The 18,230-nt window shown below is 34.6% G+C and carries 17 protein-coding genes and 1 other annotated feature; of the genes, 16 read left to right on the top strand and 1 reads right to left on the bottom strand.

Going from position 1 to position 18,230, the window contains the following annotated elements:
• Window positions 1–463: 463 nt before the first annotated feature.
• The gene (locus M2475_RS09905; RefSeq protein WP_277491268.1) at window positions 464–949 is read left to right on the top strand and encodes a hypothetical protein; all 486 of its coding nucleotides are present in this window, start codon (window positions 464–466) and stop codon (window positions 947–949) included.
• Between the two features lie 51 nt (window positions 950–1,000).
• On the opposite strand, the gene M2475_RS09900 is transcribed toward M2475_RS09905, so the two are convergent.
• The gene (locus tag M2475_RS09900) at window positions 1,001–1,876 is read right to left on the bottom strand and encodes a radical SAM protein (protein ID WP_277491266.1); all 876 of its coding nucleotides are present in this window, start codon (window positions 1,874–1,876) and stop codon (window positions 1,001–1,003) included.
• 296 nt (window positions 1,877–2,172) lie between these two features.
• On the opposite strand from M2475_RS09900, the gene cysS reads away from it, so the two are divergent.
• The 15 genes from cysS to rpoC all read left to right on the top strand — a co-directional run bounded on the left by cysS (window position 2,173) and on the right by rpoC (window position 18,080).
• Complete coding sequence (gene cysS / locus M2475_RS09895; protein ID WP_277491265.1) at window positions 2,173–3,507, top strand: cysteine--tRNA ligase; 1,335 nt, start codon at window positions 2,173–2,175, stop codon at window positions 3,505–3,507.
• On the top strand, window positions 3,507–3,893 hold the full coding sequence (locus M2475_RS09890; RefSeq protein ID WP_277491264.1) for a ribonuclease III domain-containing protein: 387 nt from the start codon (window positions 3,507–3,509) through the stop codon (window positions 3,891–3,893). The genes cysS and M2475_RS09890 overlap by 1 nt, the downstream gene beginning before the upstream one ends.
• A complete protein-coding gene (rlmB, locus tag M2475_RS09885) occupies window positions 3,890–4,639 on the top strand; it encodes a 23S rRNA (guanosine(2251)-2'-O)-methyltransferase RlmB (RefSeq protein ID WP_277491262.1) in 750 nt (249 codons plus the stop codon). Before M2475_RS09890 ends, rlmB begins: the two co-directional genes overlap by 4 nt.
• Entirely contained in the window at window positions 4,617–5,228 is a 612-nt protein-coding gene (locus M2475_RS09880; protein ID WP_277491261.1) for a sigma-70 family RNA polymerase sigma factor, read from the top strand. Before rlmB ends, M2475_RS09880 begins: the two co-directional genes overlap by 23 nt.
• Window positions 5,229–5,341: 113 nt before the next feature.
• Window positions 5,342–5,491 (top strand): 50S ribosomal protein L33, encoded by a 150-nt coding sequence (rpmG, locus tag M2475_RS09875; RefSeq protein ID WP_277491260.1) that lies wholly within the window; start codon window positions 5,342–5,344, stop codon window positions 5,489–5,491.
• A 12-nt stretch (window positions 5,492–5,503) separates the two neighbouring features.
• The gene (gene secE / locus M2475_RS09870; RefSeq protein ID WP_277491258.1) at window positions 5,504–5,686 is read left to right on the top strand and encodes a preprotein translocase subunit SecE; all 183 of its coding nucleotides are present in this window, start codon (window positions 5,504–5,506) and stop codon (window positions 5,684–5,686) included.
• 1 nt (window position 5,687) lies between these two features.
• Complete coding sequence (gene nusG, locus M2475_RS09865; protein ID WP_277491256.1) at window positions 5,688–6,275, top strand: transcription termination/antitermination protein NusG; 588 nt, start codon at window positions 5,688–5,690, stop codon at window positions 6,273–6,275.
• A gap of 42 nt (window positions 6,276–6,317) precedes the next feature.
• The gene (locus tag M2475_RS09860) at window positions 6,318–6,881 is read left to right on the top strand and encodes a DUF6434 domain-containing protein (RefSeq protein ID WP_277491254.1); all 564 of its coding nucleotides are present in this window, start codon (window positions 6,318–6,320) and stop codon (window positions 6,879–6,881) included.
• Between the two features lie 214 nt (window positions 6,882–7,095).
• Window positions 7,096–7,515 carry a 50S ribosomal protein L11 gene (gene rplK / locus M2475_RS09855; RefSeq protein ID WP_277491252.1) on the top strand — a complete coding sequence of 140 codons (420 nt, stop codon included), beginning with the start codon at window positions 7,096–7,098 and terminating at the stop codon, window positions 7,513–7,515.
• 9 nt (window positions 7,516–7,524) lie between these two features.
• Entirely contained in the window at window positions 7,525–8,205 is a 681-nt protein-coding gene (gene rplA / locus M2475_RS09850; RefSeq protein WP_277491250.1) for a 50S ribosomal protein L1, read from the top strand.
• 30 nt (window positions 8,206–8,235) lie between these two features.
• Window positions 8,236–8,361: a sequence feature (ribosomal protein L10 leader region), on the top strand.
• A gap of 33 nt (window positions 8,362–8,394) precedes the next feature.
• Window positions 8,395–8,889 carry a 50S ribosomal protein L10 gene (rplJ, locus tag M2475_RS09845; RefSeq protein WP_277491247.1) on the top strand — a complete coding sequence of 165 codons (495 nt, stop codon included), beginning with the start codon at window positions 8,395–8,397 and terminating at the stop codon, window positions 8,887–8,889.
• A 27-nt stretch (window positions 8,890–8,916) separates the two neighbouring features.
• Window positions 8,917–9,294 (top strand): 50S ribosomal protein L7/L12, encoded by a 378-nt coding sequence (rplL, locus tag M2475_RS09840; protein WP_277491246.1) that lies wholly within the window; start codon window positions 8,917–8,919, stop codon window positions 9,292–9,294.
• A 32-nt stretch (window positions 9,295–9,326) separates the two neighbouring features.
• On the top strand, window positions 9,327–9,923 hold the full coding sequence (locus M2475_RS09835; RefSeq protein ID WP_277491244.1) for a class I SAM-dependent methyltransferase: 597 nt from the start codon (window positions 9,327–9,329) through the stop codon (window positions 9,921–9,923).
• A 109-nt stretch (window positions 9,924–10,032) separates the two neighbouring features.
• Entirely contained in the window at window positions 10,033–14,211 is a 4,179-nt protein-coding gene (locus tag M2475_RS09830) for a DNA-directed RNA polymerase subunit beta (RefSeq protein ID WP_277491243.1), read from the top strand.
• 14 nt (window positions 14,212–14,225) lie between these two features.
• Window positions 14,226–18,080, top strand: a complete 3,855-nt coding sequence (gene rpoC, locus M2475_RS09825) for a DNA-directed RNA polymerase subunit beta' (protein ID WP_277491242.1) — start codon at window positions 14,226–14,228, stop codon at window positions 18,078–18,080.
• Window positions 18,081–18,230: the final 150 nt, after the last annotated feature.

Below are 18,230 nucleotides of genomic sequence, written 5' to 3'. Positions count from 1 at the left end.
CACGATTCAATTCTAACAAAAATTATGAATAAATTTAAGAAAGAAAGGAGTGTATATTAGAGACTTAGATAAGTCATTTCTAATATACCAGGAAAAAACATGAAACTTGTTAATCCGTTAAAACGAAAGGTTTCCAAAAAGAATATGCCAAAATCTAAGGCGGCTTGTCCTTTTTGGTCACAATCTCCAATGTTTCCATTGATCCCACATAAATAGGGTCTGGAAAAGTTAATTAAGTAAGAGGGATATAATGATTTTATATCCTTTTTACTTTATTTAATTGTGATTAAACTGCATTGATTAGTATTACTTAAAAAGTAAAAGCTACATAATGAAATATCTTTTGAAAAATCTTCCTTGTGAGAAACCTTTACAGAGGTGATTATTTTATAATAAATATGAGATTTTCTAGTTGTTTATCGTCTTAAAATATTGTATATTTATAGTAATGTGAGGGTTAGAAATGGAACGATGTGAATATTGTAAAAGTGAAATAAAAGACAATGCAGATAGTTGTCCAAAATGTGGTGCTCCAGTTATTAGGATTACCAAAGAAGAACAAGCTTTAAAGCGTAGAAAAGAGCTGTCTCAAATGCGCAATCAAAGATCAAAAAGAGACAAAGCCTTATTTATAAAAATTGGAATAGGTTTTGCGATTTTTATGATTATTGGTGCAGTGGTTTCAATGGTTTCGGGTGGAGAAGCAGAAACGCAAGTGTATGAAGCGGCGAAAGATGAAATTGAATATCAATGGGACGTGAAAACGATGTTTAAAGAAGAGGATGCCAAGATATCCAAAGAAGGTTCTGAATACGTGGTATATGGAGTTGTTTATGAAAGGGAAGCAAATAGCTCTTATCGTGATAGTGGAAAGCGAATGAAGGTCAAATGTACGGTACCTTATAAAAAAGATAAGGCTGGTAGAGCTATATGCGAACTTGATGAATAAAAATATAAAATAAGCCCTATGATATTGGTGAATGCAAGTATCATAGGGCTTTTAAAATAGTTTTAATTGTTCATTAGATTTTATTTTTTTATCTATTTTATTACTGTGATTAAAACCATACGTTTTACGTAATTCATTGATGTAAGTATAAAGTGCTTTTTTGTATGGACTACGATCATATTTATAAGCATACATCTTTTTTAATTTTTCATGTTCGTTGGGAAAAAGTTTTTCGGTTTTCTCGAAGAATACGTTTCTAGTTTTTCCTCGTAAGTACATGATTCCAGGCAAGACATAATCGGCTTCGATTTCGTTTGCTCTGCGATAGATTTCTTCTAAATTTTCTCTTGTATCTGTGAGATAAGGAATGATGGGCATCAGGTGAACGCCAACATTTGCATTGGTTTCTTTTTTTAATCTTTCAAGCATTTGAAAGCGTCTTTCACTTGAGACAGTTCCAGGCTCTATTTTTTTTCTGATATCTTCATTCATCGTTGTAATTGTAGCAGCGATATTAACTTCAGCGAGTTCGGATAGTTCCTTTATTAACTCAATATCTCTTAGTAATAAATCAGATTTGGTGGAAATTACAATAGGTGTTTTGTGCTTGATTAAGGATTTTAATACATTGGGCATTAATTCGGCTGTAACTTCGATAGGCTGATAGCTGTCACATACCCCACCTAAGTTTATTTTTCCTTTCTTTTTTGTATGTAATTCCTTTTCTAGAATTTCAGCGATGTTCTCTTTTATGAAAATTTCATCAAAATATGCTTCGGATTCCATATATTGGTGCGAGTACATAGCATAACAATAAATACATCCATGTGCGCATCCACGATACAAATTCAGATCATAGTCGAACGGAAGACGCCCTGGTCTTAATTTGTGTAATGCTGTTTTGGATTGGATGTGTGTATATTTCATAGAAATATTATAGCATGATATAGGGAAATATTTTGAAGATAAGAAATTGATGAAAAAATTGCATGAAAGCATAGAACTTGGTATAATCTATACAGAATAAGACTGATGATAAAGAACAAGAACAATATGGAAACGCATAGAGAAGATTTGGTTGGTGAAAAAATCTGGTGGAAGTATTGAAATGCACTTTTTTAGGTCAACGTAGATGGCGTTAACAGATTACAAGAACCAAGTAGAGTGGGACCGCGTTTATAACGCCTCTATCGTGAGGTGTTTTTTTATTTGTAGGAGGAATTATGAAATTATTCAATTCGTTAAGTAATACATTAGAGGAGTTTGTGCCAATTCATCCAGGTGAAGTGAGCATGTATGTTTGTGGACCAACCGTATATAATTATCCACATATTGGGAATACAAGGCCAATCGTAGTGTTTGATACGCTTAAGAAAACATTAGAGGCAAGTGGATATAAAGTTAGATATGTATCTAATTTTACGGATGTTGATGATAAGATAATTAAAAAGGCAGTAGATGAAAAGGTTAGTGAACTGGTAATAAGTAATCGCTATATCGATGCATATAATGAAGATCGTTTATCACTTAATGCAGATCTTCCAGATGCAACGCCTAGAGTGACGAATAGCATGGATGAGATTATTGCTTTTATTAAAGATTTAGAAACAAAGGGATATGCATATGCGATTGATGGTGATGTATATTTTAGGGTTAGTAAGGTAAAAGATTATGGTCAATTATCAAAGCAAAAAATTGAAGATCTCATGGTAGGTGCTCGTATTGATGAAAATGATAGAAAAGAAAATCCACTTGATTTTACTTTATGGAAAAAAACAGAAGCTGGTATAAAATGGGACTCTCCATGGGGACAAGGGAGACCTGGTTGGCATACAGAATGTGTGGTTATGATTGAAAAAGAATTTCATCAACAAATGATTGATATTCATGGTGGTGGAATGGATTTAAAGTTTCCTCATCATGAAAATGAAATTGCACAAGGATGTGCAGCAAATCATAGTCATGTAGCTAAGTATTGGGTCCACAATGGAATGTTGAATATTGATGGATCTAAAATGTCGAAATCACTTGGTAATGTAATTTGGGCAAAAGATTTTATTTATGAATTGGGAGGTAATACGGTTAGATGGTTGATGTTATCAACCCATTATCGCTCACCTTTGAATATTAATGAAGAAACGATTCAGAATGCGAAAACAGAGTTAGAGAAATTTCAAACATCACTTCGTCAAGCATATGTGAAACTGGCTTTGAAAAATCAGAATATTGTAGAGGAAATTGTCGATGATATATACCAACCATTTTTGGTTGCAATGCAAGATGATCTGAATACTTCAAATGCATTTAAAGCTTTGTTTGATGCGAACAAGAAATTAAATGCAAGTTTACGCCAAAGAGAAATTGCTTTTGAAGAAGTTGGAAAAACCGTGTATACAATTGAAAAAATGTTGAGTATCCTAGGGATTCTGCTTCCCCGCGTTGAGGTAAGTAAGAAGGATCGTGATGAATTTGATAAGTGGGAACAGGCAAAGCGTGATAAGGATTTTGCGTTAGCTGATGAACTTCGTAATAATTTGCAAAGTAGAGGTTTATTATAATGGAAATCATTGGTTTGAATGGGACAACTTTAGCTTATATTGGTGATGCTGTTTTCTCTTTACAAATACGGGAATATCTTGTGGCATTAGGGTATCAAAAACCAAATGTACTTCAGAAATTAACCGTGGGATATGTTAGTGCAAAAGCACAGGCATCCTTTCTAAAATATTTTATGGATAATGAGTTATTAAGTGAAGAAGAGATGGTGATTGTTAAACGTGGACGTAATAGTAAGACACAAAGCATTGCGAAAAATGCAGATGTATTAACATATCGTAGTTCAACAGGGTTTGAAGCATTATGGGGGTATTTATACTTGCAGAAGCAAGAAGAAAGATTAGCTCAATTATTACAGATTGTACTAACATTAGGTGATAAAAAATGAAACAATATGTATATGGAAAAAATGTAGTTAAACAGCTACTGGAAGATGATAAAAAGATTTATGAAATAAATATTTTTGAAAATTTTAAGGACAAAGATATATTATCGGTAATATACTATAAGGGGATAAAATTATCTAAAGTGAGCAAGAAGCGTTTGGATCAATTGAGTAATTTTCAAAATCATCAAGGCATTGTAGCGACAATTGATGCCTATCGGTACTATGAATTATCAGAAGTATTGAAACATCCAAAAGGGAAATATCCTTTGTTGGTAATGTTGGATGGGATTGAGGATCCTCATAATCTAGGGGCAATTCTAAGAACATGTGATGCTGTCAATGTGGATGGTGTAATTATTGGTAAGCACCGAAGTGTTGAATTGAATGCGACGGTTGCAAAAGTTTCCACAGGCGCGATTGATCATGTTCCGGTATGTAAAGTGACGAACTTATCAAAAACATTACAGTCACTTAAGGACGAAGGGTTTTGGGTAATTGGAACAGATATGGAAAACGCAAGTGATTATCATTCTGTAGATTATCGGATGCCACTAGTGCTGGTTATTGGAAGTGAAGGCTTTGGTATATCGAATCTTGTTAAGAAAAACTGTGATTATTTTATCTCTTTACCAATGGAAGGGCATGTGACATCGTTGAATGCTTCTGTTGCATGTGGAGTATTGTTGTATGAAATATTTAACAATAGAAGGGATGAGATGAGAGATGGAGAATCGTCAAAAAAATGATAACGAACTTCTTTACCTTTATCGTCAAGGAGATGAGGATGCACTTAGACAGTTAATTAATAAATATCAAAGAATATTAATGGCTTATGCACATAGATATTCAAACAGTGTAAAAACAAGTTGTGAAATTAATGATATTTATCAAATAGCATTAATTTCATTATGTAGTGCAGTGAATAGTTATAAAGAAAATATGGGATGTCGTTTCAGTTCCTATTTTAAGATAGTTATGGAACGAGCAGTGTTTAACTATATGAGGCATGTATATAGCGATATATGTAGAGCAAATAGAGAAGCTATTTCTATTGACCAATTAATTAATGACTATGAAGGTATCAAAATATCAGATACGATAGCAAATGTTACTCATTATGGAGATCCAAAATGGGAAGCCTATATTGGGTCGGTAATGGAAGAAATTAATATGATTATTAAGAAGCTAAGTCCTTTAGAACAGGAAATATATCGTAGTTGGGAAGAAGGTTTTTCGTATCGAGAAATTGCAACTATGACAGGCGAAAATGAGAAGAAAATCGATAATATTTTATATAAAATAAAACGATTGCTGAGAAGTTTTGTTTCAATTTAAATAAATATCAAAAGCGAAGTATTCAAATAGTGTTTTTTGGTGTGCACTTTTTGTGAGATTCATTGACTAATAGGCCTTGTTGTGATAAAGTATTAGAGCGATGAGGTGAGAATATGAGTGAAAAAGTTATCTTGACTTGCAGTGAATGCTTATCACGAAATTATTCGACTCAAAAGAATAAACAAACCCATTCTAAGCGAATGGAGATAAAAAAATACTGTAAAAAGTGTGGTAAGCACACATTGCATAAAGAAACGAAATAGGAGGTAAACAGTATGTTGAAATGGTTTAGCATCCGTGGAATTATTGCAGAAATCAAACGTATTCGTTGGTCAAAACCAAAAGACTTGGCGATCGACAGTGGAACGGTTTTAATTTTTACTGCTGCATTTGCATTGTTCTTTGTTTTATGTACAGCATTTAATGCGTGGTTCATAAATGATTTATTAGGTATATAATATGAGTCAAATAAATAAAGAATGGTATGTTGTAAATACGTATGCAGGACATGAAAACAAGGTAAAAGAAAACTTGGAACGTCGTGTTGAAACGATGGGCTTACAAGATTACTTGTTTAGAATCATTGTTGCTGAAGAAAGTGAAATTGAATATAAAAACGGAAAAAAGGTAGAGAAGGTTAAAAATCTTTTTCCGGGGTATTTATTTGTTGAGATGATCATGACTGATGAAGCTTGGTATATTGTTCGTAATACACCAGGTGTTACAGGATTTATTGGATCAAGTGGTGGTGGTGCAAAACCATTCCCAGTTGCAGAAGAAGAAATTGATTCAATTCTTAGACGCTTGGGTATGAGCGAAAAGAAAATCAATATCGATTTCGAAGTCGGAGATCATGTACGAATTCTAAGTGGTCCTTTTGCAAATGTAGAAGGAACGGTAGAAGAGTTGAATCACGAAAATCAAGTAGCTGTTGTATTGACAACGTTGTTTGGTAGAGAAACACCTACTGAAATTGGTTTTGGTGAACTTGAAAAAGTAGAATTTGTAAATACAGTAGAAGTAGAAATGCCACAAACAGAAGAATAATTATTTCTTCTGTTTTTTTTATTATAAGAGGAGGTAAAGGTTGTGCGTGCAAAGCTTAAGAAAGGTTTAGATAGTAAAGAATTTAAAAAGTATTATTATTTGAAAGAAGAGCTGATATCATTTTGTCGTGAAGAAGGACTAGCAATTGGTGGGAAAAAAGAAGATTTAAATAAACGTATTGTGCATTATCTTGATACGGGAGAAAAATTGAGTTATAAACGTAAAGTTAATAAAGAAGATGATAAAGAAATTACATTAACTACTAAGATTGGAACACCTGTAACTTATAGTGAAAAGAAGCGTGCCTTTTTTGAATACCATTTAGGTGCAGGATTTAAATTTAAAGTGGCGTTTCAACGGTGGTTAAAGGAAAATTCGGATAAGACATATCAAGAAGCAATTGAAGCATATCCAAACATTGTAGCTCAAAAACCAGAAAAAATTGATAAGCAATTTGAATATAATACGTACATTAGAGACTTTTTCAAGGATAATAAAGGAAAGTCTTTGAAAGACGCAATTGCATGTTGGAAATATAAAAAGAGTATGCCAGGACATAATCGATATGAAAAGAAAGATTTAGTAGTGTTAAAGGGATTATATTAATTTAATATCGAAGGATATGATTAATATAGGAATATAAAATGAATAGGATGTAGTATCCTTTTTGCTTTATAAAACATATCTAAATAAGTGGAGAAATTCCTTGCATTTATGGGGTATGTGTTATATTATTAAATAGCCTGATTTTAGGTATGCGTGGTAGAAGACGCGATTCTTCGTTTCACCACTGCATAAGACCAAATATAGGAGGTGTCTTATGAGTAAGAAAAAAATCGCAAAAGTAGCGAAGCTACAATTCCCTGCTGGGGGAGCGAAACCAGGACCTGCTTTGGCTTCTGTAGGTATTAACATGCCTCAGTTTACACAAGCATTTAACGATGCTACAAAAGAACGTCAAGGAGATATCGTTCCGGTTATCATTACAGCATACGAAGACAAAAGTTTTGATTTCGTATTAAAAACAACGCCAGCTAGTATTTTGTTGAAGAAAGCGGCAAAAATTAACAAAGGTGCATCAGATTCTAAAGATTCAGTTGGAACAGTAAGTGCTGATCAAGTAAAAGAAATCGCAGAATATAAGATGCAAGACCTTAACGCAAATGACGTTGAGGGAGCAATGAAGATTATTGCAGGTACTGCTCGCAACATGGGTATTGTTGTGGAAGGTATGGAATAGGAGGAAATTATGGCTAAGAAAGGTAGAAAGTATTTGGAAGCTGCTCAATTAGTTGATAGTACAAAATCTTATTCAATTGAAGAAGCAGTATCATTGATGAAAAAAGCAAGTTATGCGAAATTTGATGAAAGTATTGAACTTTCATTAAGATTAAATGTTGATCCACGTCATGCAGATCAACAAATCCGTGGAGCGATTGTATTACCAAATGGTAGTGGTCGTTCACAAAAAGTTTGTGTTATTGCACAAGGACCACAAGAACAAGAAGCAAAAGATGCTGGAGCAGATTTTGTTGGTGGTAAAGAATTATTAGAAGATATTAAAAAGGGATGGATGGATTTTGATGTTATCGTAGCAACACCTAATATGATGGGTGAGCTAGGAAAACTAGGAAAAATCTTAGGACCAAAAGGTTTGATGCCAAACCCTAAAACAGGAACTGTAACAATGGATGTGAAAAAAGCTGTTGAAGATATTAAAAAAGGAAAAGTTGAATACCGTGTTGATAAAGATGGTAATATCAATGTCCTTATTGGAAAAGTATCATTTGACGAACCAAAGATTGTTGAAAACTTTAATACACTTTTCGATATCGTTGCGAAAGCTCGTCCAGCTGCAGTAAAAGGTCAATACTTCTTGAATGTATCAATTAGTAGTACAATGGGGCCTGGAATTAAAGTTGCAGTTTAAACTTGACTTTAGTTTGAAAACCATATAGAATAACAATGTTTCAATATGCCATAGACAGTAACGGCTTTATGCTTAATCATGTTACCGAGGTTAGAGAAAGATATTAATTTTTCACTCGCTTTCGTCTATGACAAGAGCGAGTTTTTATACTCTTAGGTATATTGTACATATATAATTAGGAGGTTAAACATGAACCAAACAGTATTAGACTCAAAAAAAGCAATGGTTGAAGAAATCGCTGGAAAATTCAAAGATGCAGCTAGTTCTGTAGTTGTTGAATACCGTGGTTTGAGCGTTGCTGAAGTAACACAACTTCGTCGTGATCTAAGAAGTGAAGGTGTTGAGTTTAAAGTTTACAAAAACTCAATGGTTACAAGAGCTACTGAACAGGCAGATGTTGAAGGGTTAAAAGAAAATTTAACTGGACCAAACGCAATTGCATTTGGTGAAGATGCTGTAGCACCAGCTAGAGTACTTGTTAAATTTGCGAAAGACCATGATGCATTAGTTATCAAGGCTGGAGTAGTAGAAGGTGAAGTCGTTGGTATCGATACTCTTACAAAATTATCGAAATTACCAAACCGCGATGGTATGATCTCAATGATCCTTGGATGTTTCCAAGCACCTGTTAGAAAGTTTGCATATGCACTTAGTGCAGTTAGAGATCAAAAAGAAGAAGCTTAATCAATTAACATTAGGAGGAAAAGCGAAATGGCAAAATTAAATAAAGATGATGTTATTGCATCACTAAAAGAGATGACAATTTTAGAATTAAACGAATTAATCGAAGCAATTGAAGAAGAATTTGGAGTAAGCGCTGCTGCACCAGTTGCAGTTGCAGGAGCTGGAGCTGATGAAGGTGCTGCTGCTGGAGAACCAACAGAAGTTACAGTTACAATTACAGATGTAGGTGGATCTAAAGTTAACGTAATTAAAGCAGTTAGAGAAATTACAGGTTTAGGTTTATTAGAAGCAAAACAAAAAGTAGAAGCTACGCCAGCTGTAGTTAAGGAAAACATCCCAACTGCTGAAGCAGAAGAAATTAAAGCAAAATTAACAGAAGCTGGAGCTGCAGTAGAAGTTAAATAATTAAAATAATAAACACCAAAGGATGTGGAGCTATGAATCATTATTTTGATGATAACCAACATTTAAAAAGTAACCGGAAGGAAATCTCTTTCCGGTTTTGGTGTTTTGATTATTCCTTTCTAAGTGACAATGGCGTCTTTTCAAAAGATGAGATTGACGAAGGGAGTAAAGTGTTATTAAATGCAATAAAAGATGCAGATTTAGGAGCTAAAATCTTAGACCTTGGTTGTGGTTATGGAACGATTGGTATCATTCTGAAGAAAACTTATGTGGATAAGGATGTTTGGATGGTTGATGTGAATTCACGAGCCTTGCAGTTAGCTGAGGAAAATGCATTACGCAATGATGTGAAAGCGACAATCATAAAATCTAATATTTTTGATTCTATTAATGATGAATGTTTTGACAGTATTATTACCAATCCTCCTATTCGGGCGGGAAAGCAAGTAATCTATAAAATGTTTAAAGAGTCTTATGAACATTTGCATTCAAAAGGATGCTTGTATGTTGTAATACGTAAATCACATGGTGCCAAAAGTGCTCAAAAATATATTGATGAGGTTTTTGGGAATTGTGAAATTATAAAGAAGGATCAAGGATATTATATTTTATGTGCAAAAAAGAATTGACAATTTGACATTTTATTGGTAATATATTAAATTGCATAATAATAAATAATTAGAATGGGGGCGTGTGCCCTTTAAGTTGTTTTAAAACAGAATAGAAAGGATGGCATTCATGGCAAAAAAAGACACTTATCGTACTGTAAAAATTGGTAAAAAAGCGGAACGTAGAGATTATTCAAAAGTGAGTGGGGACCTTGAGTTACCTAATCTTGTGGAGATTCAAACGGACTCTTTTAACTGGTTTAAAAATGAAGGAATTCAAGAAGTGTTTAATGAAATATATCCGATTACCAATCATGGTGGAAATATTAAGTTAAAATTCGTTGATTATGAATTTGAAGAGCCAAAGTTTAACGCAGAGGAATCACTATATCGTGAAATTAACTATGCAACATCTTTAAAGGCGAAAATGGAATTGGAGATTGAGGATCCAAATACAGGGGAATTAATTTCTAAAGAAGAAGATGTCTTCCTTGGTGATTTCCCATTAATGACGGATAATGGGACTTTTGTAATTAATGGTGCTGAACGTGTAATCGTATCACAAATTGTACGTTCACCAGGAGCATATTTTTTGACAAGTTTTGAAGAAAAAACGGGTCGTGAAATATACCAATCAGAATTGATTCCAAGTCGTGGTACATGGCTTGAATTCATGAGTGAAATTAAGAAGCAAACATCAGGAAGAATGCTCAGCATGAGTATTGATAGAAAACGTAAAATGTTGTCAACAATTTTATTTAAGGCACTTGGGATGTCAATTGACTTAGATAATAATATTGATGCTTTTGATTCTGATCAAATGAAGATTTTCTTAAAGTCACTTGATCGTGATTTGGTTGAAGATGTTCCTGAAGATATGGAAGAAAGAGAATTTTTAGAATTATATTTGAATCTATATGGTTCATACTTTGGAAAATATGAAGAAATTGAGAATACACTAATGAGTGATAAAGTTGCGACTACACAGGAAGCACTTTTAAGCGTTTATGAAAATCAAAGAGCAGATGAAATTCCTACTTTGGATGGATCAATCACTTTGATGAATGCAAAATTCTTTGATTCACGTCGTTATGATCTTACGAAAGCTGGAAGATTTAAACTTGGTAAGAAATTGTTTGTTGTTGATCGTATGACAAATAATTATCTTGCTCATGATGTGCTTGATGTGAATGGTAAAGTTTTATGTAAGAGTGGAACTTTTGTGAATCGCGAAATCCGTAATACATTACGTGAAGAGATGGCAAAAGGGATGCATACAAATGCGTTCCCATACAACACATTGTTCTATCATGCAGATAAAGTAGTTATTCCTACTTCTTATAATCTTGCTCTTGTGGGGCGTGTTTTAGCAGAAGATGTTGAAATGAAAAAAGGAACATTTGAAGCAAATCATGTGTTGAGTGAGAATGATGTAAAAGTATTGGTTAAAGAAGTTGATGAAGTTACTGTTTATGGTGGTATTATCGCTAAAGCAGTGGAATTGGATAAAAAGAATTTCAAAGCTGTTATGAGTTATGGTCAAACCCTTTACTCATTAGGGCGTTTAACAGATGAAAAAGGAAATGATTTGGTTGATGAAAACGGCGAACCATTTACTTTTGAATTCGCTGAAAAAGAAAAAGCGGCACCTTTATCAGATGCACAAGAAACACAATTGAAAGCAATTGTTGATAGTGGTAAAAAAGTATATGCTTACTTAATTGGATGTGCAGTACAAGAAGTAAAAGTTCATGATGGAGATAATATTCCAGTAAAAGTAATTGGAAATGATCCATTTATTAAGAGAAATACAATCACTGTTTCAGATATGTATGCATTGTATTCATATACATTGAACACAATGGAAAATATTGGTGAGAGTGATGATATTGATATGTTGGGTAATCGTCGTATTCGTTCGGTTGGAGAACTTATTCAAAATCAATTTAGAATAGGGCTTTCAAGAATGGAGAGAGTGGTTAAAGAAAGAATGTCAATTGCGGAAATTGAAACATTGACACCCAAAAAATTAACGAATATTCGTCCTCTTACAGCTGCGATTAAAGAGTTTTTCTCTAGTTCACAGTTATCACAGTTCATGGACCAACAAAATCCATTAGCTGAATTGACGAATAAACGTCGTATTTCAGCGTTAGGACCTGGTGGTTTATCTCGTGAGCGTGCAGGATTTGAAGTACGTGATGTTCATTCTTCTCACTATGGAAGAATTTGTCCAATCGAGACACCAGAGGGACCAAACATTGGTTTGATTTCAAATTTAACGACATATGGAAAAATTAATGAATATGGCTTCATTCAAACACCATATCGTTTGGTAAATAAAGATGGATCGGTTTCTGAAGAAGCAATTTATTTAAGTGCTGATGATGAAGCAGATTATGTAATTGCCCAAGCGAATGAGGTAATTGATGGTAAATTGGTAAATGAACAAGTAGTAGCTCGTTTGAATGGTGAAACCATTTTGGCGGATCGTGACGATGTTGAATTGGCTGACGTAAGTCCAAAACAAATCGTTTCAGTAGCGACAGCTTGTATTCCATTCTTAGAAAATGATGATGCATCTCGTGCACTAATGGGTGCGAACATGCAACGTCAAGCAGTTCCTTTAGTAAAACCACAAAGTCCATATGTTGGTACGGGAATTGAAAATAAAATTGCGAAAGACTCAGGTAGTGGAGTTGTAGCAAAAAGTGATGGAGTTATTGAATACGTTGATGCTGACAAAGTAGTTGTTAGTGAAAAAGATGGAAAACGTGAATATCAATTGAAGAAATTTGAGTGTTCAAATGCAGGTACTAGTATCAATCAAATTCCGATTGTTAAAAAAGGTGAAAAGATTGAAGCAGGAGATGTTATTGTTGATGGACCTTCAATGCAAAATGGAGAATTGGCTTTAGGTCAAAATGTTACGATTGCATATATGACATGGTATGGATATAACTATGAGGATGCAATTATTATGTCTGAACGTTTGGTACGTGATGATGTATATACTTCAATCCATATTGAAGATTATGATATTGATTGTCGTGATACAAAATTAGGACCTGAAGAAATTACTAGAGATATTCCAAATGTTAGTGAAAGTGCATGTCGTAATCTGGATTCACGTGGAATCGTAATGGTTGGGGCAGAAGTTAAAGAAGGAGATATCCTTGTTGGTAAAGTTACACCAAAGGGTCAAAGTGAAATTTCTCCAGAAGAAAAATTATTACTAGCAATTTTTGGTGAAAAATCACGTGAAGTTCGTGATAATTCTTTAAAGGTACCACATGGTGGTGATGGTATTGTTCATAGTGTGCGTGTATTTAAACGTAGTGATGGACATGACCTTCCTCCTGGGGTTAATGAAACAGTAAAAGTATATATTGTTCAAAAGCGTAAAATCTCTGAAGGAGATAAGATGGCAGGACGTCATGGAAACAAAGGGGTAATCTCTAAAATTCTTCCAATTGAAGATATGCCATATATGCCAGATGGAACACCAGTGGATATCATGTTGAATCCATTTGGGGTGCCTTCACGTATGAATATTGGACAAGTATTAGAAATCCACTTAGGGTTCGCTGCGAAAAAATTAGGTGTTAAATTTGCTACACCAGTATTTGATGGAATTGACAATGATGAATTGAGTTCTATCATGGATGAAGCAGAAATGACAAAAGATGGTAAAACGGTTCTATATGATGGTAGAACAGGGGAGCCATTTGATGAGCGAATCAGTGTTGGAGTTATGTATATGATTAAATTGGCACACATGGTTGACGATAAGTTGCATGCACGTGCTACAGGGCCTTACTCATTGGTTACTCAACAACCGCTTGGTGGTAAGGCACAAAATGGTGGTCAAAGATTTGGTGAGATGGAGGTTTGGGCTTTAGAAGCATATGGTGCGGCTCACACACTTCAAGAAATTCTTACAATTAAATCAGATGATATTGCAGGACGTACGAAAACGTATGAAGCGATTATCAAAGGAAAAGATATTCCAGAAGCAGGTATTCCAGAATCGTTTAGAGTACTTGTACATGAACTTCAAGCATTAGCAATTGATGTGAAGATGTTTGATGACGATAATAATCTTGTTGATTTAAATAAAAAAGAAGAAGATGATAAACCAAAACGTGATATACCAGTAAATACAGAAGTAGAATCTGCACAACTAGATGAAGAATTCAAGGACATCAATATTGATGAAGATGAAGAAATTGTTGCTGATGCAGATGATATAGATGAAGCAAATGAAGATATTACAGATATGGATGCACTGATTAGTGCATTAGACTAAGGAGGCGTTAAATAATGAGTGTTAATAAATTTTCTTCGATTCAAATTAATTTAGCCTCTCCTGAGAGAATTCTAAAGTGGTCACATGGGGAAGTGAAGAAACCTGAAACAATTAACTACCGATCACAAAAACCAGAACGTGATGGACTTTTCTGTGAACGTATTTTTGGTCCAAGTAAAGACTGGGAATGTTATTGTGGAAAATATAAGAAAGTTCGTTATAAAGGTGTAGTCTGTGATCGTTGTGGTGTTGAAATTACAAAATCAAGTGTTCGTCGTGAACGTATGGGGCATATTGAATTAGCGGCTCCTGTTGCACACATTTGGTATTTAAGAGGAATCCCATCTAGAATTGGATTGCTTTTAGATGTTACACCAAAACAGTTAGAAGAAGTTGTATATTTCGTTTCATGGATTGTAACGGATCCAAAAGATACAAAATTAGAATACAAACGAATTCTTTCAGAAAAAGAGTATCGTGAAAATGTGGCATTGTATGGTGCCGATGCATTTACTGCACAAACGGGTGCAGCAGCGATAAAAACGTTATTGGAACAAGTAGATTTAGAAAAAGAATATAAAGCTATTCAAGATAGTTTGGATGGTGCTCAAGGTGAAAAGCGTAAAAAGTTGATTAAACGTTTGGATACTGTGAATGCCTTCAGAAATTCTGATAATAAACCTGAGTGGATGGTATTGAGTGTATTACCTGTTATTCCACCAGATTTACGTCCAATGCTTCAACTAGATGGTGGACGTTTTGCAACAAGTGACTTAAATGATTTATATCGTCGTGTTATTACACGTAATAATCGTTTGAAAAAATTGTTGGAATTAGGAACGCCAGCGATTATCGTACAAAATGAAAAACGTATGTTACAAGAAGCAGTAGATGCATTGATTGACAATGGACGTAGAAGCAAGCCAATTACTGGTGCTGGTGGACGTGCATTAAAATCACTGTCACATTCACTAAAAGGAAAGCAAGGTCGTTTCCGTCAAAACTTGCTTGGGAAACGTGTTGACTTCTCAGGACGTAGTGTAATTGCAGTAGGACCAGATTTAAAAATGTATCAATGTGGAATTCCACGGGAAATGGCAATTCAATTATTTAAACCATATGTTATTAATGAAATTGTAAATCGCGAGATTGCAAGTAACCATAAAACAGCTGAAAAATTGATTGATAAATTAGATCCAAGAGTTTGGGATATTGTAGAAGATGTTATTGAAGGGCACCCTGTTCTATTGAACCGTGCGCCAACACTTCACCGTCTTGGTATTCAAGCATATTTACCAAAACTTGTAGAAGGACGTGCTATTCGTCTTCACCCACTTGTTTGTCCAGCATTCAATGCGGATTTCGATGGTGACCAAATGGCGGTTCATGTTCCTTTAAGTGAAGAAGCAAGAGCTGAAGCATATGTATTAATGCTTGGGTCAAATAACATTCTTGGTCCAAAAGATGGAAAACCAATTGTTACACCATCACAAGATATGGTGCTTGGTAACTTCTATTTAACAATGGAAGAAACAAAAGAAGAATTTTATGTTGAGGCAAAAGAATATGAAGGTTTAGATTGTCCTCAAGAAGCAGAATTATGGAGAACTTATGGAGATAATGAAGGTCATGCTTATCGTAATGTAAATGAAGTGTTGATGGCTTATGAAAATAAGCAAGTACACTTACATACGAGAATTGCGCTTATGGCTCGTTCATTGAATAAAGAAGGGTTTAGTGAAACACAAAAGAATTCTTATTTGGTAACAACTGTTGGTAAAGTTATTTTTAATAACATTTTCCCAAAAGACTTCCCTTATATCAATGAGGTAAGTGAAGAAAACTTTGTTGCAACACCTGACAAATATTTCTATCCAATGGGTACTGATATGCGTGAAGTGATTGCGAAAATGCCAGTTGTTGAAGCGATGAAAAAGAAAGACCTTGGTCTTGTAATTGGGCAAGTATTTAAACGTTATTCAACAGAAGATACATCTGAAATTCTTGATGAAATCAAGAACAATGGATTTAAATATTCAACAGTTGCAGGAATTACGGTGTCTTTAGCAGATATTCAAGAGGCTCCAAATAAGAAACAATATGTTGATTATGGTAAAGAAAAAGCTACAGAGCTAATGAATTACCGTAACAAAGGAAAACTTACAATGCAAGAATGGGAACGTCATCTTAATAAACTATGGGATGATGTTAAGAAAGATATCTTGATTGAGTTTAAGAAAGCGATTGGCCGTAAAAATCCAATCAATATGATGGCTACATCTGGAGCTCGTGGTAATGATTCAAACTTTACCCAGCTTGCAGGTATGCGTGGTTTGATGGCGAAACCATCACAATCAAAATCGGCAAAAGGATATCAACCATCAGTAATTGAGGTTCCAATTTATTCTTCTTTCCGTGAAGGATTGAATGTATCTGAATTCTTTACTTCTACCCATGGTGTGCGTAAAGGGTTGACCGATACAGCCTTGAAAACAGCTGAGTCTGGATACTTGACACGTCGTTTAGTCGATGTTGCACAAGATGTAGTTGTAAAAGAAGAAGATTGTGGAACAGATCGTGGATATTGGGTTGAAGAAATCAGAGACCGTAAACAAGATTCACTTGTAGAATCAATGTTTGATCGTTTGGTTGGTAGATATGCAAAAGATGCTGTTTATCATCCAGAAACAAAAGCATTACTTGTTGATGCAGATGAATTCATTGATGAAGATAAAGCACAAGAGATTATTGATGCTGGTGTGAAAGGTATGTTCATTAGAAGTGCCTTCACATGTCAATCAATTCATGGAGTATGTAAGAAATGTTACGGACGTAACATGGCTACAGGAAAAGTAGTTGAAGTTGGTGAGTCGGTTGGTATTATGGCAGCTCAATCTATTGGAGAGCCTGGTACCCAACTTACAATGCGTACCTTCCATACAGGAGGGGTGGCAACTGCAGGTGGTGGAGATATCACCCAAGGGTTACCACGTGTTGAAGAATTGTTTGAGGCTAGAACACCAAAAGGTGCAGCTGTATTAGCAAAAATCAATGGTACTATTACTGAGATTGCTCAACTTGAAGGTGTTGGTGGAACAGAGGTTACGATTTCGAATGAAACAGAAAGTATCGTTCATAAAATTGGTCCTACACAAGTAGTTCGTGCATGGTTAGGTGTTGGTAGTGAAGTAATTGCAGGTGATAAAATCACCGAAGGTCAAGTCGCGCCAAAAGAATTACTAGAAGTTGCTGGTGTTCAAGAAGTTCAACAATATATCTTAAAAGAAGTTAAAAAGGTATATGCATCTCAAGGTATTGATATTTCTGATAAACATATTGAAGTTATGGTACGTCAGATGTTGAGAAAAGTTGTTGTATTAGAAGGTAATGATACAAGCTTGATACCAGGAATGCAGATATCATTAACACAAATTACAAAAATTAATCGTGATGCATTATTATCGGGTGGAAAACCTGCAACCTTTACACCAGTATTATTAGGTATATCTAAAGCGAGTGTAGAGACAGATTCATTCCTAAGTGCAGCATCATTCCAGGAAACAACAAAAGTTCTTACAGATGCTTCTATTAAAGGAAAGAAAGATAATCTTATCGGATTAAAAGAAAATGTAATTATTGGTAAATTAATACCAGCGGGAACAGGATTGGATGTTGAAAGAGAAACTTCCACATTAATTGAAGAAAAAGCTGAAGAATTACGTGCAAAACGTGAAGCGGCAAATGCAATTGATGAAAGTGAAGAAGATAAATTGATGTCATTTGTTCCAAAGGATAGCTTACCTAGCAACGATGTTGTAAGTGAAGCAATCAATGAAGAAGAACTAAGCGTCCAAGACGCAGAGATGTAATAAATAGAAGTCTCTTAAATAACCAAAAGGTATCAACTCAATTTAGAGTGATACCTTTTTTGGTGTGCTAGGCATGGCATATATCTAGTGGTGAAAGTCCACTGTGGGGGGTGTAGTCGCTAACCCGTAGCCGAAGACAAGGGTGTCCAT

It is taken from the genome of Breznakia sp. PF5-3 (assembly GCF_029504745.1).
Taxonomy (GTDB): Bacteria; Bacillota_I; Bacilli_A; order Erysipelotrichales; family Erysipelotrichaceae; genus Breznakia.
The sequence above is the reverse complement of the archived record's forward strand: the minus strand, read 5'-3'. Positions and strand labels throughout refer to the sequence as shown.